We start from the raw sequence: 20,424 nt of genomic DNA, 5'->3' as shown, positions 1-20,424 counted from the left end.
TGCACTGCTACCGGCAGACCCGCCGCGGCGAGGCGATCGAGGTATGGGCACCGGCGACCGCCTTCGTCGCCGGCGAGGACGACACCTTTGCCGGCCCGCTCCACCAACTCGGCGTCGTCGAGTACGACTGCACCGACGGCGCCGTCCGGGCCGGCTACCGGTCGGTGCCCGGCCTCGACGACGTTCACGTCACCGCCGTTCCCGAGGTGGTCGAGGCGATCGAGGTGCTCGCGGACAGCCCCGTCGGCTGAGATCCGGATCCACCACTCGCCGTCCCGGCGGTGAAGCCGACACGTCTCAGCTCGCCGCGTTCCAGGCGGCCGCCGCGGCGAGCAGTGCCCGGACCCCGGTCGCGAGGGTCGGATCGATCACCGGGGCGAACTGCGGCGAGTGGTTGGTCGGCACTCCCTCGGGCAGTGCCAGGAATGCCGTGGCGGTGAGGTCCAGGTGGGCGAACGCCGCGGGGTCGGCGCCGCCGAAATGCCAGAAGACGGAGGGACATCCGGCGGCGGCGGCGAACACACCGAAGTCTTCGCTGCCGGCGAGTGGACGTGGCATCGGCAGCATCCGGTCCGAACCGAAGGCGTCGGTGAGTGCCGCGACGACCCGCTCGGTGGCGGCCTCGTCGTTGACCGTCAGCGGAAAGTCGTTGAGGGGGCTGAATTCCGGGTCCTTCGGCGCCCCGGATGCGGCGGCCTCGGCGTCGACGACGCGGCGGATCGCGGGCAGCACCCGGTCACGCACCTGCGGGTCGAACGTGCGGACGTTGACCTTGAGTTCCGCTTCGTCGGGGATGATGTTCTCCTTGTGGCCGCTGTGGAACGAGCCCACGGTGATCACCGCCGAATCACCGGCGGCGACCTCACGCGACACGACCGCCTGGAGTCTCCCCACCACGGCCGAGCCCATGACGATGGGATCGACGGTGTGCTCCGGCGCGGAACCGTGCCCGCCGCGCCCGAAGAGCCGGATCCGGAAACTGTCGGCGGCCGCCATCAATGTTCCGGGGCGGGTGACGATCCTGCCGGCGGGGAACGGTCCGACGTGCTGGCCCAGGCACACGTCCGGCCGGGGGAAGCGCTCGACGAAATTGTCGTCGACCATCGCCCGGGCACCCTGTGCGGTCTCCTCGCCGGGTTGGAAGACCACAACGAGGGTGCCGCGCCACAGGGAATGGTCCGCGGCGTACAGCGCGGCGGCGCCGAGCAGGCAGGTGACGTGCACGTCGTGACCGCACGCGTGCATGACCGGCACTGTCACCCCGTCGGGATCGATCCCGGTGTCGGTGGAGGCGTAGTCGAGTCCGGTGTCCTCGCGGACCGGCAGTCCGTCCATGTCGGCGCGCAGCAGCACCACGGGACCGTCGCCGTTGTGGAGCACACCGACGACGCCGGTCCGGCCGACGCCCTCGGTGACGTCCCAGCCCTGTGCGCGCAGCACCGCCGCGACGATGTCCGCGGTCCTGGTCTCCTGCATGGACAATTCGGGGTGGGCGTGCAGATCGCGGTAGAGGTCGGCGAGCGCGGGCAGTAGTACCGCCAGGCCGGCCTGGGCGGGAGTACCGGGAGGCAGAACGACGGTCTGGGAGAACTCGGTCATCGTGGTGTCCTTACGTTGTCGTGGCTGGGTGAGTTCGGGCGTTGTGGCTCGCGGGGCGAAATGGCCGCACTGAAAGCGTGGGGACGCTGCGGTGTTCCCAGCGCGAACGCGCCCGCGAGGACGGCGCCGACGACGAGGAAGGCGAACGCGGCGGTGTAGGAATAGCGATCGACCAACGCGCCCATCACCATCGGGGTGATGAACCCGGCGGCCTGGCCGCCGAAGTTGATCATTCCCGACCCGGTGCCGACCAGTCCGGCCGGCAGCGTGCGCATGGGTATCGCGAAGATCGGCATGTAGCACAGCGTGGCGGACGCGGTGGCCAGCGACAGGAGCGCGACGAATTCGGTCAGCGACGTCACCCGGTTCAGGAAGAGGATGCACACCGCGCAGACCGTCATCGCAGGGAACACGATCAGTCGATGCCGGCCGCCGAGACGGTCGATGAGCTTGCCACCGACGATGATCGCGACGCCACCGACCAGGGCGGGGATCGCGGACAGCAACCCGGAATCCGTGAGCGAGATGCCGCGCTCGGTCTGGAGATAGGACGGGATCCAGGAGTTCAGGCCCCACACGATGATGCCGTAGCCGAAGAACATCAGGGTGAACCGCCACATGACCCCCGAGGCGAGAACGGTGCGCAATCCTCCCGGTTGGTCCGGTCGGTCCGCGGTGTCGTCGTCGGAGTGCGGCAACGTGGCGGGCAGCCACAGTTGGATCGCCGCCCAGACCAGAACTCCGAGCCCGGCGACCGCGAAGAACGACATCCGCCAGCCCCACAGCGCGATGATCGGCGCCGCGATGAGTGGGGCGAGCACCGCGCCGAAGGCGTTGGAACTCTGCGCCCACCCGGTCGCCGTCATGCGCTGTCCCGGCGCGGTGCGCTCGGCGACCGCCTTCATGGCCGCCGCGGGGTACACCCCCTGCCCCACCCCGAACACGAACCGAATCGCCAGCAGCACGGCGAACGCCCAGGCAGTGCCGGTCAAGGCGGTGAACAGGGACCAGATCAGCAGCGACCAGGAGACCACCCGTCGGGAACCGAACCTGTCGGCGAGCAGACCGCCGGGGATCTGGCACAGCGCATAGGACAGGAAGAACGCGGAGATGACCATGCCCTGCTGGGTGTGGCCGAGACCGAACTCGGCACCGATCGAAGGCAGCGCGAGGTTGATCGCGAGGCGATCGATGTAGTCGACGACCCACGCGGCGAACAGAAGGATCACCGTGATCCGCGCTGCCCGGTCCAGTGGGGTCCGATCGGCGTTGGCGCGGTGCACTTCTGGTGGATGTTTCACAGTTTCTCCCGGATGACAGGGTCGGCGAATCACCGACACACCAAGTCGACGGCTCGGCACCTCCGACACGGCCGCCGCGCACTGGGTGAAGACTAGGAACCATGAGGGTCGCGAGAACGAAAACGCAGGATTCCGTCACCACACCGCCGGACGCGCCGGAATCCGACAGCCGCCGCGGCCGGGACGCATCCTCGACGGGCGGGCGTCCACCGTTCGACGAGGTGGACCTGGCCCTGATCGACGCCCTCCAGACCAGTCCACGTGCCCCCTGGTCACAGGTCGGCACCGCGCTGGGCATCGGGGCGACCACCGCGGCACGCCGCTGGCACCGCCTGACGGAACTCGGGCTGTCCTGGGTCACCGCGTATCCGGCGCCGTCGGACGATCACTGCGTGGCATACGTGGAAGTCCGCTGCAGTCCCGGCGCGATCGAGCCGCTGATCGACCAGCTCGTCTCCGATCCGCGGGTGTTCAGTCTCGAGCAGGTGGCGGGAGACTTCGACTTGTTCCTCAGCGTCGTGACGCGCGGGCCTGCCGCGCTCGCGCACTTCCTCAGTCACGACCTCGGCGCGCACGACGGCGCACTGTCGGTGAATACCCGGGTGTCGCTGCGCGGGTATCGGGAGGGCAGCAGCTGGCGCGTGCGCGCATTGGACAGGGACCAGCGCGCCCAGCTGGGCCCGCGTCCGGCATGGACGCACCCGGATGCGTCCTCGAGCCCGGACCTCGTCCTGCTCCGAGCGCTGGGCGGCGACGGCCGCCGCAGTTACGCCGAACTCGCCGCCGTCACCGGCATCGCCGAGCCGACCGCGCGACGCCGGTTGCAGCGGATGATCCGCCAGGGCGAGATCCTCTTCCGTTGCGACTTCGCCCAGCAGCTCGCGGGCTGGCGGCTGCTCGCCACCTATCGGATGAATGTGCCTGCCGATCGTCTCGACGACGCCGCCCGCGAGCTCTCCGCCCTCCCCGACGTACGCCTGTGCGCCGCGGTGACCGGCAACTGCAACCTCCTCGTCTCGGTGTGGTCGCGCTCGGCGGAGGAGACCGCCCGGCTCGAGGGTCACTTCGGTGAGCGGATCCCGGGCCTGAGCATCACCGCACGCACCGTGACCCTGCGCACCGTCAAACGCATGGGGCAGCTACTCCACCCGGACGGCACCGCAGCCGAGCACATCCCGCTGGAAATGTAGGGACCACGATGGATTCGGCCGCACCGCCGAGCCCACGACCCGGCAGTGAGAACCCGCGTAACCGCTGCCAACGCCATCCACCGGTCAGCACATGGCAATTCATACGCTGTCGGGCGATGGGTCGGCTGGGTCGAAGTTCATCTCCTCTGGGTGAATCGACCGAGCGCGGTCGTCCGTAGCGTCGTGATTGTTCGCCTGTAGTCGATTCGCGGGACGGAGCGATGTATGCCGGGGATGGATGAGTTCAGCCGTTCGAAGATGACTGCCGATTACGCCCGGTCGGTCGGCGGAACCGCGTATCTGTGGGGTTGGCCGTTGGTGAACCTCCACAACCGGCGAACCCTGATGGCGCAACTGCCGGAGCCGGGTCTGCTGGCAGGCATCGTTCCGGCCGGCCCTCCGGGGACGATCGGGATGCTGCGGGACTACATCCGGCCGGAGGAGCGGGTTGTTGCGTGCCCCAACCAGGACGTCGCGTACGGATTCGGTGTTCTCGATTCCGCTCGCGGGCCGTCGGTGGTTCAGGTTCCCGATTTCGGTGACCGGTTCTGGGTGTACCAGGTCGTCGACCAGCGCACCGACTCGTTTGTCCGGCTCGGCCAGATGTATGGAACGGCGCCCGGCTTCTACCTGCTCGCACCCACCTCGTGGGACGGCGACGTCCCCGACGGCATCACCGACGTGTTCCGGTACGACACCCGCGTCGGCGTCGTGATCCCGCGGGTGTTCATGGACGACACCCCGGAGGATCGGGCTGCGATCGCACCGCTCGTCGATCGCATCAGTGTGTATCCGTTGTCGGAGTTCGACGGCACGGTCAAGGTGAAGGACTGGGCGGAGGTCCCGTCGTTCGGCGGTGGTGATGCCACCGGCGATCAGGGCGAGACCCAGTGGGTCGACCCCGAGAAGTACTTCGAGGTGTTCGGCGAGGTGCTCGACGAGGTGCCTGCGTTGCCCGGTGAGGAGGCGTTGTACGGGTGGTTCCGTTCGGTGCTTGCCGCCGCCGAGAACGACCCGAGTATCGCCGATGCGCTGCGACAGTCGGCGGTGGACACCGACGCCGTCGTCAGCGAGCTGTTCGAGTTCCGCAATATCGGTATTCCGGTCGCGCACAACTGGACCACGCAACGCAACGGTGCCGCGTTCGGCACCGACTATCTGTCGCGCACCGCGATCGGCAAGTCGAACATCTTCGTCAACACACCGAACGAAACCGTGTACTACTACCAGGATCTCGACGGCGCGGGCGAACGCCTCCACGGTTCGCACACCTACACTGTGGCGTTCCCCACCGGTCAGCTGCCGCCGGTGCGCGGGTTCTGGTCATTGACGGTCTACAACAAGCACCACTTCTTCCACGCGAACGACCTCGACCGTTTCTCCCTCGGCACCAAGAACCAGGACCTCACCTACGGAGACGACGGTTCGCTGGCACTGACTGTGGGCGGCGCAGCACCCACCGACCCGGCACTGCTGGCAAACTGGCTGCCGGCACCGGATGACGAGTTCACGATCTACCTGCGCGCGTACTGGCCGGATCAGGCAATTCTCGACGGGGCGTGGGAGCCCCCGGTCGCTACACGGGCACGCTCGCAGGGCTGAAAATACGATTCGCAGACGGTCAGACCTCGCGATTGTCCCTTCGGGCACGGATTTCGTCGTCGGCGAGCAGCGCCGCCTCGAGTAGCGAGGCGCCGGATTCTTGATGCTCGGCGATGAGCCTGTTCCACTGCGCCAGGTCTGCGTGGCTCTGTATCACGAAGCTCTTCGCGGCCGGATTCAGCGCTCCGGGCCGGTGAACGATGCCGAACGGCGTGCGGATCGCCGGCCGTGTCTCCGATACGTGGGCGCCCAACCGGTGTGCTGCCGTGGCCATCCTCAGGGGGAGGAATGCGCTGGCCGAACCGTTGAGGACCAGCGTCATCTGGGCGTGCCGGTTCGGCACCCGGGCGCTGATCCGGGGAACCACCGATTCTCGTCGCAATATCGTTGCGACGATGTCGTTTTCCCGCAGCGCCGAACTGCTCGTCACGAGTGGAATCTGCTCGAGGCGTGCGAGATCGAACGGCGCCGCCTCACTGTCCGCTTGCGTTCCCGGCGGCCTCACCAGGAGCAGCCGCTGGACACCGAGTTGGACGGTTTCGAGATTGTCGGTCGGCACGGGGAAGGTCGTGAATCCCAACTCGCACTGACCGGTGAGCACCTCGTCGCACAGGTCCGCGGCACTCGCGTACTCCGACAGATCGATGCGGATGTCGGGGTGGAGCCGGGTGAACGTCCCGCTCCACGCCGCCACCGCCTCACTCGACATCTCGGGCATCGTTCCGATGGTGATCGACCCGACGTGGAGTTCGCGGGCACCCCGCATGATGTCCTGGGCCGCGAGGAGGTCGTCGAGCACCTTGCGTGCGGGTTCGACAAGCAGCTGCCCGGCCGGGTTGAGGACGAGATTGCGGCCGGTGCGGTGGAACAAGGTCAGCTTCAGCTCCCGTTCGAGCTGACGAATGCCTTGCGACAGCGACGCCTGCGCCACATGGAGGTGTCCGGCCGCCCGGTTGACTCCGCCGTGCTCGACGACGGCGAGGAAATATTCGAGTTGGCGGATGTCCATGTCCCCATCATTCCCCCGACGTGCGGGCGGTACGAGTGCCTTCGTCCTCGCGTCAGACTCGGTACGAGTTCGGCAGCGTGCCGTCAGCCGCCACCTGACGGATCATTGCCTTGGCCAGGTTTCGCTGATGCACCGGCGACGAGCCCTCGTAGATGCGCAGGGCTCGCACGTCACGCCACATCCGCGGGACAGGGTGTGGTCCGACGATCCCTTCTCCGCCGAGCAGTTGGACGCAGCGGTCGGCGACTCGGCTCGCCATCTCGGAGTTGTACAGCTTGGCGGCGGCGATGCGGTGGCGCGGGATCTCGCCGCTGTCGAAGGACCGCGCGCTGTCGACGGTGAGGGCGCGCCCCGCCTCGAGTTCCGCGAAGCTTTCGCCCAGCGTGGCCTGCACCGCACCGAGTTCGGCGAGGGGAGCGCCGAACTGCCTGCGGCCGTTGACATGCGCCACCGTGTCCTCGAGCATGCGGGTCGTCTGCCCGACACAGGTCGCGGCGACGTGCAGGCGCGCATGGTTGATGCCGCGCAGTGCCATCGTCAGGCCCTGGCCCTCGACCCCGCCGAGCAGATTCTCCGCGGGCACCTCCACGCCGTCGAAGTAGATCTCCCCCACCGGCGCTTCCGCGTGCCCGTTCATGATGGTCGGCACGGCCGTCCGCACGCCCGGCGAGGTCGCGTCCACGATGAGTGCCGACACCCCGCCCGCGCCGGGGTCGGATGTGTCGGTGCGGGCGAAGACGATGAACGCGTCGGCCCACGCCGCGTTGGTGATGTACCGCTTGCTACCGGTTAGCACGTAGACGTCACCGCGTCGCTCGGCGGTGGTCCGCAGGTGTGCGGCATCCGACCCGGCCTGGTCCTCGGTGAGCGCGAATGCGGTGACGAGTTCGCCCGCCGCCATGGCCGGCAGCATCCGCCGGCGCTGCTCCTCGGTGCCGTGGTCCAGGATTGCCTGCGAGCACAGGCCGATCACCGTCGAGAAGCGTGACCGGTAGACGCAGGATGCGCGTGTGAACTCGAAGGTGAGTTGCACCTGCTGCTCCATCGTCCACTCGAGGCCGCCGTAGGCGCGCGGGATCGAGATGCCGAACAGTCCGAGGGATGCCATTCGCTGGAGGAGTCGAGCGGGAACCTCGCCGGCCTCGACCATCTCGTTCTCGGCGGGGACGAGTTCGTTCTCGGTGAACTCGGCGATCGCCTTCAGGTAGGTCGGGAAGTCGTAGTCGAAGATGTCCGGGTCGATCATCGGGTAGCCCTTTCCGGGGTGAGTGTGGTGCGGGAGGCGGTGACGACGCCGCTGTCGATCAGCGCGGTGATGTCGCGTTCCGGGAAGTCGAGTTCGCGAAGCACAGAGACGGTGTCCCGCCCGACCGCGGGCGCGGACGTGGACACGGTGCGACGGTGGCCGTCGAGGGTGAAGGCCAGTCCGGGGCTGGTGAACGAAGCCCCGCCGGGACCGGCGACGTCGACGAGGATCTCGGAGGCGAGGACGTCCTTGTCCTCGGCGATCTCGTCGAAGGAGCGGATCGCGCCGCACACGATGTGCGCGGACTGCAACAGGGCGACCGCCTCGTCGCGGGTCATACCCCCCAGCGCCGTGTCGAGGGCGGCCAGCATCTCGGTTCGGTGCGATACCCGCGCAGGATTGTCGACGAACCGCGGGTCGCCGATCATGTCGGGTCTGCCGACGAGATTGCAGAGCGCGGACCACTTTTCGGCGGTGTACGCGGACAGCACGATCATTCCATCGGTTACCCGGATGACATCCGCCGCAGGGGCGGCGTGCGCCTGGCCGTTTCCCTTCCGCCGGGGCGCACGACCGGTGAGCGTGTACTCGCCCCAGGACGCGGCCTGCATCGACAGCACCGCTTCCATCAGCGAGGTCTCCACGTGCGCGCCCCGACCGGTGGACTCCCGCTCGTAGAGCGCCGCGAGAATCCCGGTCGCGAGGGCATTGGCGGCGGTGACATCCGCGGCGGGAAGCCCGAGACGCTGTGGCTCGCCGTCGATCTCGCCGGTGGCGTGCATCAACCCGAACTCCGCTTGGGCCGCGATGTCGAGGCCGGGCCGGTGCCGGGACGGTCCGCGGGATCCGAATCCGGTCACGTTGGCGTAGATCAGGCGCGGATACCGGCTGCGTAGGTCGTCGGGTCCGAGGCCGAGCCGGTCGGCGGAGCCGGTCCGGAAGTTCTGCACCAGGACGTCGGTCTGCGCCAGCAACCGATGCAGAATCGTCTTCGCCTCGGGCCGGGCGAGATCGAGTCCGATGCTGCGCTTGTCACGGTTGTAGGCACGGATCATCGCCTCGCCGAACGTTCCGATACCGCGGGCCTGATCGCCGCGCAGGCTCTCGACCTTGATCACGTCCGCACCGAGATCCGCGAGGGTCTGGGCCGCGCTGGGGCCGGCGATGTACTGGCCGAAGTCGAGGACTCGGATGCCCGAAAGCGGTCCACCCATCACACTCATCGCCCTTCCCTGCTCGCGTACTCGGCCGTCATGCGCTCGAGTTGGGTGCGGGCCTTCTCCGGGTTCAGCATCACGCCACCGACGATGCCGAGGACGCACACCACGGCGCCGACGAACATGAAGCCGGTCGAATATCCGGCCGCCGCGGTGGCCGCGTGTTCCACGATGAGCCCGAGTGCATAGGGTGCGACGATCCCCGCGACGCTGTACGCAGCGATGATGCACCCGAAGAACGCCACCCGCTGGTGTGCGGGGAGAAAGTCCGACGCGCCGGCGAAGGCCACCGAGAAGGCCACACTGTTCACCGCGAACGCGCAGACCACGAACACCAACTGCACCGGTCCGGGCTCGAGTTGGCTGAAGATGATCATCGAGACGCCGCCGAACAGCAGGAACGCGCCCGTGAGGTAGCCGCGTGCCACCCGCGACGAGCGGCCTGCCCGCAGAAACCTGCCCGACAGCATGCCCGCGCTCAGCAGGAACGCGACCGCGACGACGTACGGAATCGTCACCAGCGTTCCCACCGTGCTCGCCGAGTATCCGAGCCCTTCGTTCATGTAGGCGGGCAACCAGGACACCTTCAGCGAAGAGATCAGGTACCCGGCGAACGACAGCAACACCAGTCCCCAGAAGCTTCGCAGCATCAGCAAACGGTGGAAGGGCACCACGATGTCGCCGTTGGGGTCATCGGTCTTCGTGCCGTCGCCGGGCTTCGGCTCGGGCTTGCGGAACGGCAACCGGTCCGAATACCAGAGCCAGCCGATCAGCCACAACACACCGGTCACCACGAGGACGGCGAAGGCGGCGTGCCACGACCACGTCAGGATCACCCACGTCAACGTGGGCGCGGCGATCAGCGGGCCGACCGAGGAACCGGCGTTGACGACGGCGCCGGCCGTCGCGCGCTTGTCCGGGGCGAATCGATCGGCGACGATCGACTGACACAGTGCATGCGCGGGTCCTTCGAAGAACCCCAGCGCAATTCGGCAGGCGATGAGAACTCCGAACGAGGTCGGAATCGTCAGCGGGGCCATACTCACGATCCACGTCACCATCAACAGGGCTGCGCCCCAGGTGTACGAGATCTTCCGCAGAGCGGCGGACAGCGTGGCCGCGCCGATCGCGAAGAGCCAGAAGAAGGCGCTGCTGAGCAACCCGTACTGACCGGCCGTGAGACCGAGATCGTCACGAATCGGCTTGCTGGCCAGGCCCACTGCCGCCTTGTCGGCGAAGTTCAGGGTGAAGAAGAGGAACAGGAAGACGACGATGCCCCAGGCGCGCCGATCGACGGCCCCTCTGGGGCGCTGAGCTGTGCCGCGTTCTCGGGACTGCGTAGTCACCATGACGACCTCCGGGAATGTCTCGGCTGATTGAGGGGCACCACCGGTAGTGACTGGAACCACAGGGTGCATGCCCTCATCAGATCGGTTCGCCCGGTGCCGATCAACCAGCAGAACGCGGTCGGACCGTACGGATTTGCCTATATCTGCAGGTCACGGTCGCGCCCCTCCGGGTGGCGGCGCGTCCGGCGACTGTGATTCTTCGGTGTCGAGGAGTTCCGCCGGCGCCGCGAGAGCAGGTAACGCGGCGCCGTTCGGTGCTTCCGCGCCAATTCGACGATCCGCAAACCTGATTCGGAGGAGAGCGGAATTCCCCGACTGGCGTCCCTCCGTTAACCTACCTCCGTTACAGAACTATCAAGGTGTCAGAACCATCATTTCTTCGACACCGACCCCAACCTGCAGGGAACACTCATGAACAGTGACGCAGACCTTCCCCGACGCCGTCCGGTCGCCGTCTACTCCGTGGGCGAGGAACCGGATGTCCGCTTCTCGCTGGCCAACGAACGCACCGCACTGGCCTGGGTTCGCACTGCCCTGGCACTGGTTGCCGGCGGCGTCACCCTCACCACCTTGGCCGGCGTGACCGGCGCCGACCTGGTCGTCCATCTGGTCGCGATCGTCGCGTGCGGCACCGGCGGGGCTCTCGCGGCCGTCGCCCTGTGGTCGTGGAAGCGCAACGAGCGTGCCCTGCGACTGCAGCAGCCCCTCCCCGCACCGATCCCCCTCGCGTGGCTGGCAGGGGGACTGATCGTCCTGTCGATCGGATTGGCAGTGTTCGCCGTCGTCACCACCGTCAACTCGCGATGACACCCGACCCGGGTCTCCAACCACAGCGCACCGCGCTCGCGTGGCAGCGCACCGGCCTGTCGGTGCTCGCGACGTCCGCGGCAATCGGGTTCGCGGCCTACCGCCTGGGCGCACCGATGCTCGCGCTCGGCGCCGTCGTCAACAGCACGATCGTCGGCTATCTCGGCATCCGTCATTTCCCGAAGGGCACCGCACGGAAGACCTCGACAAACGACATCTGGCCCACGCTGCTGCGCACCGCGTCGGTCGTGTCGTTCACAGCCCTCCTCGCGGCCGGGGTGTCCGTCGCCGGAATGCTGCACGCGTAGCCACACGCGGGTTCAACCCGCGTCCGGCCTCCTCGTCCGCAGCAGGCCGCTAGCTTTGCTTCATGGACCTGCGTCAGATGGAGTATTTCCTCGCCGTGGTCGATCACGGCGGCGTCAACCGCGCGGCGGCGGCTCTACGGGTTGCACAGCCGTCGCTGTCCCAGGCGGTGCGCAGACTCGAGAAGGATCTGGGCACCGAACTGTTCCACCGAGTGGGGCGCGGCCTCGTCCTCGCTCCGGCCGGGGAGGCGCTGATCGGGCCGGCGCGCATGATCCTGCGGGAGACGGAGGCCGCGGAGAACGCCGTACGAAGCGTCGGGCAGGTGCGCGGCGGACGGGTCGACATCGCCACCCTGTCGGACATGTCGATGGACCCGCTGTCGGTGTGGGTGGCGAGGTTTCGGACACGTTTCCCGGACGTACGGTTCCACATCGAGGAGCGCGACGATGCTTCAGACGTAGTCACCCTCGTCCGATCCGGCTCCTGCGAGGTCGGGTTCCTCGCATCGCCACCACCGGGCGAGGATCTGATCAGCGAGCATCTGGTCGAGCAGAAGTTCGTCCTGGTCTGCCCACCCGGAACGGAGGCGTACTGGCCGGATCTCGTTCCGATCGAGTCCCTGTCCCAGGTTCCCTTCGTGATGGGTGAACACGGCACCGCGACCCGCGATTACATCGAGAAGTCACTGCGCGCGCACGGGGTCGAACCGCGCATCGTGGTGGAAGTACCCCAGCGCGGGGCCGTCCTGCCGATCGTGCTGGCCGGGGGCGGAGCGGCCATCGTCCCACTGCGGATCGGCCTCGACGCGCGGCATCGCGGCGGGGTCGTGCGCGAACTGGTGCCGGGGCTCGCCCGCCCCCTCGAAGTGGTGTACCGGGAGGGCCGGATCACCCCTGCGACCACCGAGTTCTTGAATTACTCCAAGCGGTCCCTCCGGGCCTGGGTCCGTGCCATTGCCGGCCACCGGAGTGAGGGTCACCCGTTGGTGGAAGCGGCCGCGATGGCGGCGCTGTCGGCGGATCACCGCGTGCGCGATCGCAGCCGCGTCGACACCGAGGTCCGCCCGAACCTATAGGCGATCGCACTCAATTCGGGTGATTTCCGGACTTTGACGTAGTCATTCGTCGCACCTTCAATGGAAGTGCGCCACCTCACAGGCGCCACCCATTCGAGGAGGACTTCATGACCGGTCGTGTCCACGTCACCGTCGACAACGCCGTCGCACAAGTGGTGATCGACAACCCCGGTCGGCGCAACGCGTTGTCCCACACCGTCTTCGACGAGCTCGGCTCGGCGATCACCGACCTGTCCTGCGCGCCCGACGTACGCGTGGTGATCCTGGCGGGGAAAGGCACGGACTTCAGTGTCGGCGCCGATCTGGCCGCGCCCCCCGGTTCCCGCACGTTGCGCGGCGATTCGATCGCTGCCGACACCGCGCGACTGCGGCAGGTCAGTTCCACCCTGCACCGGTTCCACCATCTTCCGCAGGTCACCATCGCGGCGATCGACGGCGCCTGCGCCGGAGCAGGGTTGTCGCTTGCGGCCGCCGCCGACTTCCGGATCGCCTCCGACCGTGCCGTTTTCAACACGGCCTTCGTGAACGCCGCCCTCTCCGGTGATCTCGGTGGGGTCTGGCTGATCACCAAGCTGCTCGGCGGTGCCAAGGCCCGCGAATTATTCTTGACGCCAGGCAAACTCACGGCGCAGGCCGCGCTGGATCTCGGGTTGGTCACCACGGTGACCGGCACGGCGTCGCTGCACGCGGACACCCTGGACCTGGCCCACCGGCTCGCGTCGTCGGCTCCCCTCGCTGTGCGTGCGATGAAGCAGAACCTGCTCCAGGCGTCCACCACATCGCTGAGCGACTATCTGCTGGCCGAGGTGGACCGAATGGTGCAGTGCTTCCACTCCGGCGACGCGCACGAGGCCGCCGACGCGTTTCTGAACAAACGCGTGCCGTCGTTCACCGGCCGCTGAGCCGACGCCACCCCGCCCTGTCCACCTCGCCCGTTCGGAGCCCGCCCATGTCTGAAATACTCACGCGGAACACCGCGGCCGTCGCACCGCCGTCACGGTCGCGCGTGTGGACCGTCACCGCGCTGCTGTTTGCGTTCCTGGTACTCAACTTCGCCGACAAGGCCGTGCTCGGCTTCGCGGGCCTCCACATCCAGAGGGATCTGGGCATCACCCCGCAGCAGTTCGGACTCGTCCAGAGCGCCTTCTTCTGGCTGTTCGCCGTCGGCGCGATCGTACTCGGTGCCCTGTCCTCACGTATCGGGGTGCGCTGGCTGCTGGCAGTGCTGATGCTGATCTGGATCGTGACGATGGTGCCCCTGCTCGGCCCGGTCAGCTTCGGCGTCCTGCTCGCCTGCCGGATCGTCCTCGGCTTCGCCGAGGGCCCGGCGTACGCGCTGGCCACGCACTCGGTGCACTCCTGGTTTTCACCGGAGAAGCGGGCCCTGCCGGGTGGGATCGTGACCGCGGGCGCCTCGGTGGGGCCGCTCCTCGCGGCGCCGGTCCTCACCTGGGTGATCGTCACCTGGTCGTGGCACGCCGCCTTCGGCGTTCTCATCGTCCTGGGCGGCGCCTGGGCCGTGGTCTGGTTGATCTTCGGCAAGAATGCACCCTCGTACACCGCCGCAGCCGACGGCACCGTGGAACTGGCCGACGCGTCGTATCGAACGTTGCTGACCACGGGAACCGTCGTCGGCATTGCTCTCCTGACCTTCTTCTCGTACTGGTCGACGACGTTGAAGGTGGCCTGGCTCCCCGTCTACCTTTCCGACGGATTGGGATACGACACGATCACGGCAGGCCGGCTGATCATGCTGCCGTACGCTTTTGCCGCTGCAGGCGCGATCGGCGCCGGTTTTCTCTCGAACCGGCTCACCGTTCGGGGTGTGTCCCGGAGGGTCTCCCGGGGATTCCTGGCGGGCGGGTTGATCGTCGCGGCCGGCGTCTCGATGATCGCATTCACGCTGTTGTCCGCGGGCCTGCCGCAGATGGTGTTCATCACGCTTGCGTTCTCCCTCAACACCGCCGCCTACGCGGTTGCCTTCACCGCGATCGCCGACATCGTCCACCCGAGCAAGCGCGGACCGATCCTCGGATTCCTGGTGGCGTTCTACAGCATGGCCGGCGTGCTCGCGCCCCTGGTACTCGGCTATTTCGTCGGCAACGCCTCCGACAAGGTCACCGGCTACGGCCACGGCTTCGCACTGACCGGAATCCTCATGACCCTCGGCGGCGCCGCCGCCACCTTCCTGGTGCGTCCCGAACACGACGCCGCCAAGCTCAGCGCTCGTACAAAGGAGAATGCAGCATGACCGGGCCGTTGGACGGAGTTCGCGTCGTCGATTTCGGACAGTTCATCGCCGCCCCGGCGGCCACCCAGATTCTGGTGGACCTCGGCGCCGACGTGATCAAAGTCGAACCGGTGCACGGCGAATCGTCGCGACTGATCGGCACCTACGGCGAGGCGATCCTGCGGAACTACAACCGCAACAAACGCTGCATCGCCCTCGACCTGAAAGACGATCGCGGACAGCAGGTCGCCCGGGATCTGATCGCGTCGGCCGACATCGTCGTGCAGAACCTGCGCCCCGGAGTGATGGAATCGTTCGGACTGGGAGCCGAGGACGTCCGCACCGCGCATCCGGGCATCATCTACGCCACCGTGAGCGGATTCGGCTTGCAGGGACCATCGAAGTACCGTCCGGGACTCGACATCGCCGCGCAGGCCGAGAGCGGCATCATGTGGGTCACCGGCGAGGCGGACGGAGAACCGCAGCGAGTCGGCTTCCCCGCCGTCGACGCCGCTGCCGGGCACGTGTTCGCCCAGGCCATCCTCGGCGCGTACATCCGACGCCTCCGCACGGGTGACGGCGACACCGTGGAGACCTCTCTCCTCGAGGTCGCGGTGCACCTGCAGGGACCGAACTGGGGCGAGTACCTGCTCACCGGCAACGAACCGATGCGCAAGGGCAACGGACAGCCCACCGTGGCGCCCGCCGCGGACGTGATGCCCACCCGGGACGGTGCCATCGTCGTATCCGCCTATTCGGTGGTACATTTCGCCCGGCTCTGCACCCTGCTCGGCCGGCCCGAACTCGCCTCCGACCCTCGATTCGCCACCAACGACAGCCGGGTCCACCACCGCCCGGCGCTCCTGACCGAATTGCGAGCCGCTTTCGCCGAGATGACCAGCGACGAAGCGATGGCACTGCTGACCCCGAACGGGGTGGTCGCGGGCAGGATCAGCTCCTACGGCGAGGTCCGCAAGAACCCGGACGTCGAGGCAACCGGCATCTTCATCGACGTCATCGACCCGGACGGCGTCGAGCACACCACGCTCGGCTCGCCCTGGCACCTCGGCAGCGTCCCCCGATTCTCGACCGCAGGCGCTCCCGCGCTGGGCCAGCACACCACCGAGGTGCTCACCGAATTCGGCTACGCCACCTCCATCATCGACGCCCTCACCGACGCGGGCGTCGTCCACTGCCGATAGAACACGACAACTCGCGGGACGCCTGGACGCGCGTCCGCTCGATCACTGCAAAGGATTGGTACAACCATGCAACGCACCATCTTCGACTCCGACCACGACGCGTTCCGGGATACGGTGAGGCAGTTCGTCGGCAAGGAGGTCGTGCCCCACATCGGGGAGTGGGAGGCCGCGGGACTCGTCCCCCGCGAGCTGTTCGCCAAGACGGCGGAAATCGGGATCAACGGTCTCCAGGTGCCCGAAGAGTTCGGCGGCGGCGGAATCGACAGCTTCCTGTTCAACGCGATCGTCATCGAGGAAATCGGATATGCCGCAGCCACACTCGGCGGGCTGCAGGTCCATCTCAGCACCGTGCTTCCGTACTTCTTCGAATACGCCGACGCCGATCAGAAGTCGAGGTGGTTCCCGGGATTCGCGGACGGCACCCTGGTGTCGTCGATCGCGATGACGGAACCCGGTACCGGATCGGATCTGGCCGGGATGGCAACCAGCGCCGTGCGGGACGGTGACGACTGGATCCTCAACGGAGCCAAGACGTTCATCACCGGCGGTATCAACGCCGACCTGATCATCGTCGTGGCCCGCACGAACCGCGACGTCACCAACCGGCGTGACGGGCTGTCGCTGCTCGTGGTCGAGGCCGGCATGAACGGTTTCACCCGCGGCCGCAATCTCGACAAGCTCGGCCTCAAAGCCCAGGACACGGCCGAACTGCTGTTCGACAACGTCCGGGTTCCTGCCCGCAACCTGCTGGGCGAGGAAGGCGCCGCCTTCTCGATGCTCGCCCGCAACCTGCCCCAGGAGCGGCTGACGATCGCCGTGAACGCGCAGGCCACGGCGACAGCTGCGCTGAACCTCGGCTCCGACTACGTCAAGGACCGCAAGGTCTTCGGGCAACGGGTCGCCGACTTCCAGAACACCAAATTCGTCCTCGCCGACTGCGCGACCGAACTCGAAGCCGGGCAGGCCCTCGTCGACCGAGCGCTCGTCGCCCTCGACGACGGCACCCTGTCGGTGGCCGACGCTGCGAAGGTGAAACTGTTCTGTACGGAGATGCAGGCCCGGGTGATCGATCGCTGCCTGCAACTGCACGGCGGATACGGCTACATTCGCGAGTATCCGATCACCCGGCTCTACGCCGACGCCCGGGTAACCCGAATCTTCGGTGGTACCAGCGAAGTGATGAAGAGCGTCATCTCCCGATCCCTGGGCCTGTGACCGTGGACATCAAGGGAATCAATGCGGTCGTCACCGGCGGAGCCTCCGGTCTCGGACTGGCCACAGCCACCCGCTTGATCGAGGGCGGCGCCACCGTCACACTGGTCGATCTGCCCACCTCGGACGGTGCGGTCCGCGCCGAAGAACTCGGCCCCGGTGCCCGATTTTTCGCGGCCGATGTCACAGACGCCGACACTGTGTCCGCGGCCTTCGCCGCCGCCGCCGAGCAGGGTCCGTTGCGTGCCGTGGTCCACTGCGCCGGGCGTGGCCGTCCCATGCGGGTGCTCGACAAGTCGGGTACTGCCGCCGAGCTCGAGCCGTTCGAATCGGTGATCCGGCTGAACGTGATCGGCAGTTTCAACGTACTGCGGTTCGCCGCACAGGCCATGGCCGGCAACGAGCCTCTCGACGGTGACCGCGGCGTATGCGTACTCACCGCATCCGTCGCCGCGTTCGAGGGGCAGATCGGCCAGATCAACTACGCCGCAGCCAAGGCCGCCGTCGTGGGGATGACCTTGCCCGCGGCACGGGACCTCGCCGGCGTGGGAATTCGGATCTGCACCATCGCTCCCGGCACGTTCGACACTCCCCTGCTGGCGAGGGCACGCGACGATGTCCGGGCATCGCTCGCGGCCTCCGTGCCGCATCCGCGCCGGCTGGGCGACCCGTCCGAGTTCGCCGCTCTGGCCGTGCACATCGTCGAGAACGGCATGCTCAACGGAGAAACCATTCGCCTCGACGGCGCCATCCGAATGGCGCCGCGATGAGCACCGGTCCGGCGAGACCGACCATCCACCGACCATCCAGTAAGGGCAATTGTCATGCGTGACGCAGTCATAGTCGAAGCCGTACGCACACCCGTCGGACGCCGCAACGGCGCCTTGAAGGACATCCATCCCGTGGACCTGTCCGCGGTGGTGCTCACCGCGCTGGCCGAACGCACCGGGCTCGACGTCGCTGCCGTCGACGACGTCGTGTGGGGATGTGTGGGCCAGGTCGGAGAACAATCGGCGAACATCGCCCGCAGCGCGGTCCTTGCCGCCGGCTGGCCGGAACACGTTCCCGGCACCACCGTCGACCGTCAGTGCGGCTCGAGCCAGCAGGCGATCCACTTCGCGGCCGCCTCGGTCATCGCAGGCCACGCCGATGTGGTCGTCGCAGGTGGCGTCGAATCGATGTCCCGGGTGCCGATGGGCTCGGCCCGGATGGCCGGACCGGGTGTCCCGTTCGGCCCCGCGGTGTCCCGTCGTTACGACAACGTCGATTTCAATCAGGGCACGGGCGCCGAAATCCTGGCGAAGCGGTTCGACCTCAGCCGCACGCGACTCGACGAGTACAGCCTCGAATCACACCGTCGCGCAGGGCAGGCCGTCGACGACGGCCGATTCGTCAAACAGATCACCCCGGTCGGGCTGCCCGACGGCACCACCCTCACGGTCGACGAGGGCATCCGGCGGGACTCCACCCTCGACGCACTCGGCTCCCTCGCACCCGCCTTCGCGACCGACGGCCGCATCACGGCAGGCAACGCTTCCCAGATTTCCGACGGAGCCGCCGCACTGCTGGTCACCACGAGCGAGCGAGCACGACAACTCGGTTTGACTCCCCTCGCACGCGTGCACACCGCCACCGCTGTCGGCGACGACCCGATCACCATGCTTGCCGGCCCCATCCCGGCAACGCGGAGGGTGCTCGAGATGGCAGGACTGGATCTCGACGACATCGACGCGTTCGAGGTCAACGAGGCATTCGCCAGCGTGGTCGAGGCCTGGCTCGCCGCGACCGGCGCGCGCCGCGAACGGGTCAACCCCCTGGGCGGCGCCATCGCCCTCGGGCATCCCCTCGGCGGTTCCGGTGCCCGGCTTGCCACCACCCTCGTGCACCACCTGCACGCCGAGGGCCTGCGGTACGGGCTGCACACCATGTGCGAGGCCGGTGGCATGGCCAATGCCACCATCTTCGAGTCTCTCCCGGCGTAACCGGCAACGCACCGCATCCGGGGCGGCGCCGTCGTCGACGGCACGGCGTCGCCCCGCGTTTCCCGACACTCGAGGAGAATTCTCTGTGACCTTGCCTCCGATTCTGCAAGACCGGCTCCGCCTGCCCGTGGTGGCGTCGCCGATGTTCATCGTCTCCGGTCCCGACCTGGTGATCGCCCAATCCACCTCCGGCGTCGTCGGATCCTTCCCCTCCCTTAACGCCCGACCCCAGCCCGTGCTGCGCGAATGGCTCACCCGCATCACCGAAGCACTCGCCAAACACGACGCCAACAACCCCGAAACACCCTCGGCCCCGTACGCGGTCAACCTCATCGTCCACAAGAGCAACGACCGCCTCGACGAAGACCTCGCCACCATCGCCGAATTCGAAGTCCCCATCGTCATCACCTCCCTCGGCGCCCGCGCCGACGTCAACGACGCCATCCACAGCTACGGCGGCATCGTCCTCCACGACGTCATCAACAACACGTTCGCCAAGAAGGCCGTGGAGAAGGGCGCCGACGGCCTCATCGCCGTCGCCGCCGGCGCCGGCGGACACGCGGGAACGCTGTCACCGTTCGCGCTGATCCAGGAGATCCGCGAATGGTTCGACGGACCGCTCCTGCTGTCGGGCTCCATCGCCCACGGCCGCTCGGTCCTCGCCGCCCAGGCCGCCGGCGCCGACCTCGCCTACGTCGGCTCCGCGTTCATCGCCACCGAAGAGGCCAACGCCGATCAGGGCTACAAGCAGATGATCGTCGACTCCACCGCCTCCGACATCGTCTACTCCAACCTGTTCACCGGCGTACACGGCAACTACCTGCGCGGCAGCATCGAAGCCGCCGGACTCGACCCGAACAACCTCGCCGTCTCCGACCCCTCCGCCATGAACTTCGGCGTCGGCGAGGACGCCGACACCGCTACGAAGCCGGAAGCCAAGCCCTGGCGCGACATCTGGGGCGCCGGACAGGGCATCGGCGCCGTCGACGCCGTCGTCCCGGCAGCGCAGATCGTCGAACGCCTCGATCGCGAATACACGGATGCGCACCAAGGCCTCCGCCGCATGTGAAGTCCGGAGAACGCCGCTGCCGTCA

18 protein-coding genes and 1 pseudogene are annotated in these 20,424 nt (G+C 67.7%); 13 read left to right on the top strand and 6 right to left on the bottom strand.

What is annotated here, in order from left to right:
* Nucleotides 1-251: pseudogene (locus tag P3H15_RS10355) on the top strand (metallophosphoesterase); the annotation flags it as partial.
* Nucleotides 252-297: 46 nt separating this feature from the next.
* On the opposite strand, the gene P3H15_RS10350 reads toward P3H15_RS10355, so the two are convergent.
* Both P3H15_RS10350 and P3H15_RS10345 read right to left on the bottom strand, forming a co-directional pair.
* Nucleotides 298-1,599 carry an amidohydrolase gene (locus tag P3H15_RS10350; protein ID WP_276137140.1) on the bottom strand — a complete coding sequence of 434 codons (1,302 nt, stop codon included), beginning with the start codon at nucleotides 1,597-1,599 and terminating at the stop codon, nucleotides 298-300.
* Nucleotides 1,596-2,900 carry an MFS transporter gene (locus P3H15_RS10345; RefSeq protein WP_276137139.1) on the bottom strand — a complete coding sequence of 435 codons (1,305 nt, stop codon included), beginning with the start codon at nucleotides 2,898-2,900 and terminating at the stop codon, nucleotides 1,596-1,598. Before P3H15_RS10345 ends, P3H15_RS10350 begins: the two co-directional genes overlap by 4 nt.
* A gap of 101 nt (nucleotides 2,901-3,001) precedes the next feature.
* Here P3H15_RS10345 and P3H15_RS10340 point away from each other — a divergent pair, with 101 nt between their 5' ends.
* Nucleotides 3,002-4,090, top strand: coding sequence for an Lrp/AsnC family transcriptional regulator (locus P3H15_RS10340; RefSeq protein WP_276137138.1), 1,089 nt, complete (start codon nucleotides 3,002-3,004; stop codon nucleotides 4,088-4,090).
* A 258-nt stretch (nucleotides 4,091-4,348) separates the two neighbouring features.
* Complete coding sequence (locus P3H15_RS10335; protein WP_276137137.1) at nucleotides 4,349-5,692, top strand: DUF1254 domain-containing protein; 1,344 nt, start codon at nucleotides 4,349-4,351, stop codon at nucleotides 5,690-5,692.
* A 19-nt stretch (nucleotides 5,693-5,711) separates the two neighbouring features.
* On the opposite strand, the gene P3H15_RS10330 is transcribed toward P3H15_RS10335, so the two are convergent.
* Genes P3H15_RS10330 through P3H15_RS10315 form a run of 4 tightly spaced genes read right to left on the bottom strand, consistent with a single transcriptional unit; the run spans nucleotide 5,712 to nucleotide 10,513 of the window.
* A complete protein-coding gene (locus P3H15_RS10330) occupies nucleotides 5,712-6,701 on the bottom strand; it encodes a LysR family transcriptional regulator (protein WP_276137136.1) in 990 nt (329 codons plus the stop codon).
* Nucleotides 6,702-6,753: 52 nt separating this feature from the next.
* Nucleotides 6,754-7,947: an acyl-CoA dehydrogenase family protein gene (locus P3H15_RS10325; RefSeq protein ID WP_276137135.1), complete on the bottom strand. Its 1,194-nt coding sequence runs from the start codon at nucleotides 7,945-7,947 to the stop codon at nucleotides 6,754-6,756.
* Nucleotides 7,944-9,170, bottom strand: a complete 1,227-nt coding sequence (locus P3H15_RS10320; protein ID WP_276137134.1) for a CaiB/BaiF CoA-transferase family protein — start codon at nucleotides 9,168-9,170, stop codon at nucleotides 7,944-7,946. The genes P3H15_RS10325 and P3H15_RS10320 overlap by 4 nt, the downstream gene beginning before the upstream one ends.
* Nucleotides 9,167-10,513, bottom strand: a complete 1,347-nt coding sequence (locus tag P3H15_RS10315) for an MFS transporter (protein WP_276137133.1) — start codon at nucleotides 10,511-10,513, stop codon at nucleotides 9,167-9,169. Before P3H15_RS10315 ends, P3H15_RS10320 begins: the two co-directional genes overlap by 4 nt.
* A 411-nt stretch (nucleotides 10,514-10,924) precedes the next feature.
* Between P3H15_RS10315 and P3H15_RS10310 the strand changes: the two genes are divergently transcribed.
* From P3H15_RS10310 to P3H15_RS10265, 10 genes are all read left to right on the top strand, one after another.
* Entirely contained in the window at nucleotides 10,925-11,320 is a 396-nt protein-coding gene (locus P3H15_RS10310; protein ID WP_276137132.1) for a YidH family protein, read from the top strand.
* Nucleotides 11,317-11,628, top strand: coding sequence for a DUF202 domain-containing protein (locus tag P3H15_RS10305; protein ID WP_276137131.1), 312 nt, complete (start codon nucleotides 11,317-11,319; stop codon nucleotides 11,626-11,628). Before P3H15_RS10310 ends, P3H15_RS10305 begins: the two co-directional genes overlap by 4 nt.
* 62 nt (nucleotides 11,629-11,690) lie before the next feature.
* Nucleotides 11,691-12,704 carry a LysR family transcriptional regulator gene (locus P3H15_RS10300; protein WP_276137130.1) on the top strand — a complete coding sequence of 338 codons (1,014 nt, stop codon included), beginning with the start codon at nucleotides 11,691-11,693 and terminating at the stop codon, nucleotides 12,702-12,704.
* A 107-nt stretch (nucleotides 12,705-12,811) separates the two neighbouring features.
* Complete coding sequence (locus P3H15_RS10295; protein WP_276137129.1) at nucleotides 12,812-13,606, top strand: enoyl-CoA hydratase/isomerase family protein; 795 nt, start codon at nucleotides 12,812-12,814, stop codon at nucleotides 13,604-13,606.
* Between the two features lie 47 nt (nucleotides 13,607-13,653).
* Nucleotides 13,654-14,955 carry an MFS transporter gene (locus P3H15_RS10290; protein ID WP_276137128.1) on the top strand — a complete coding sequence of 434 codons (1,302 nt, stop codon included), beginning with the start codon at nucleotides 13,654-13,656 and terminating at the stop codon, nucleotides 14,953-14,955.
* Nucleotides 14,952-16,136 carry a CaiB/BaiF CoA-transferase family protein gene (locus P3H15_RS10285; protein WP_276137127.1) on the top strand — a complete coding sequence of 395 codons (1,185 nt, stop codon included), beginning with the start codon at nucleotides 14,952-14,954 and terminating at the stop codon, nucleotides 16,134-16,136. The genes P3H15_RS10290 and P3H15_RS10285 overlap by 4 nt, the downstream gene beginning before the upstream one ends.
* A gap of 66 nt (nucleotides 16,137-16,202) precedes the next feature.
* Nucleotides 16,203-17,351: an acyl-CoA dehydrogenase family protein gene (locus tag P3H15_RS10280; protein WP_276137126.1), complete on the top strand. Its 1,149-nt coding sequence runs from the start codon at nucleotides 16,203-16,205 to the stop codon at nucleotides 17,349-17,351.
* Nucleotides 17,352-17,353: 2 nt separating this feature from the next.
* Complete coding sequence (locus P3H15_RS10275) at nucleotides 17,354-18,118, top strand: SDR family NAD(P)-dependent oxidoreductase (RefSeq protein ID WP_276137150.1); 765 nt, start codon at nucleotides 17,354-17,356, stop codon at nucleotides 18,116-18,118.
* A 54-nt stretch (nucleotides 18,119-18,172) separates the two neighbouring features.
* Nucleotides 18,173-19,330 (top strand): acetyl-CoA C-acyltransferase, encoded by a 1,158-nt coding sequence (locus P3H15_RS10270; protein WP_276137125.1) that lies wholly within the window; start codon nucleotides 18,173-18,175, stop codon nucleotides 19,328-19,330.
* 85 nt (nucleotides 19,331-19,415) lie between these two features.
* Nucleotides 19,416-20,399, top strand: a complete 984-nt coding sequence (locus tag P3H15_RS10265; protein WP_276137124.1) for a nitronate monooxygenase family protein — start codon at nucleotides 19,416-19,418, stop codon at nucleotides 20,397-20,399.
* The last annotated feature ends 25 nt before the right edge of the window (nucleotides 20,400-20,424 follow it).

Source organism: Rhodococcus sp. T2V (assembly GCF_029269925.1).
In the GTDB taxonomy this organism is placed as follows: Bacteria; Actinomycetota; Actinomycetes; order Mycobacteriales; family Mycobacteriaceae; genus Rhodococcus_F; species Rhodococcus_F koreensis.
The sequence above is the reverse complement of the archived record's forward strand: the minus strand, read 5'-3'. Positions and strand labels throughout refer to the sequence as shown.

What these genes read in the sequence shown, in the direction of transcription:
- P3H15_RS10300 (WP_276137130.1), top strand. Translation starts at nt 11,691, where the DNA reads ATGGACCTGCGTCAGATGGAGTATTTCCTCGCCGTGGTCGATCACGGC.
- P3H15_RS10280 (WP_276137126.1), top strand. Translation starts at nt 16,203, where the DNA reads ATGCAACGCACCATCTTCGACTCCGACCACGACGCGTTCCGGGATACG.
- P3H15_RS10320 (WP_276137134.1), bottom strand. Translation starts at nt 9,170, where the DNA reads ATGAGTGTGATGGGTGGACCGCTTTCGGGCATCCGAGTCCTCGACTTC.
- P3H15_RS10310 (WP_276137132.1), top strand. Translation starts at nt 10,925, where the DNA reads ATGAACAGTGACGCAGACCTTCCCCGACGCCGTCCGGTCGCCGTCTAC.
- P3H15_RS10295 (WP_276137129.1), top strand. Translation starts at nt 12,812, where the DNA reads ATGACCGGTCGTGTCCACGTCACCGTCGACAACGCCGTCGCACAAGTG.
- P3H15_RS10350 (WP_276137140.1), bottom strand. Translation starts at nt 1,599, where the DNA reads ATGACCGAGTTCTCCCAGACCGTCGTTCTGCCTCCCGGTACTCCCGCC.
- P3H15_RS10315 (WP_276137133.1), bottom strand. Translation starts at nt 10,513, where the DNA reads ATGGTGACTACGCAGTCCCGAGAACGCGGCACAGCTCAGCGCCCCAGA.
- P3H15_RS10330 (WP_276137136.1), bottom strand. Translation starts at nt 6,701, where the DNA reads ATGGACATCCGCCAACTCGAATATTTCCTCGCCGTCGTCGAGCACGGC.
- P3H15_RS10335 (WP_276137137.1), top strand. Translation starts at nt 4,349, where the DNA reads ATGACTGCCGATTACGCCCGGTCGGTCGGCGGAACCGCGTATCTGTGG.
- P3H15_RS10305 (WP_276137131.1), top strand. Translation starts at nt 11,317, where the DNA reads ATGACACCCGACCCGGGTCTCCAACCACAGCGCACCGCGCTCGCGTGG.
- P3H15_RS10340 (WP_276137138.1), top strand. Translation starts at nt 3,002, where the DNA reads ATGAGGGTCGCGAGAACGAAAACGCAGGATTCCGTCACCACACCGCCG.
- P3H15_RS10290 (WP_276137128.1), top strand. Translation starts at nt 13,654, where the DNA reads ATGTCTGAAATACTCACGCGGAACACCGCGGCCGTCGCACCGCCGTCA.
- P3H15_RS10270 (WP_276137125.1), top strand. Translation starts at nt 18,173, where the DNA reads ATGCGTGACGCAGTCATAGTCGAAGCCGTACGCACACCCGTCGGACGC.
- P3H15_RS10285 (WP_276137127.1), top strand. Translation starts at nt 14,952, where the DNA reads ATGACCGGGCCGTTGGACGGAGTTCGCGTCGTCGATTTCGGACAGTTC.
- P3H15_RS10325 (WP_276137135.1), bottom strand. Translation starts at nt 7,947, where the DNA reads ATGATCGACCCGGACATCTTCGACTACGACTTCCCGACCTACCTGAAG.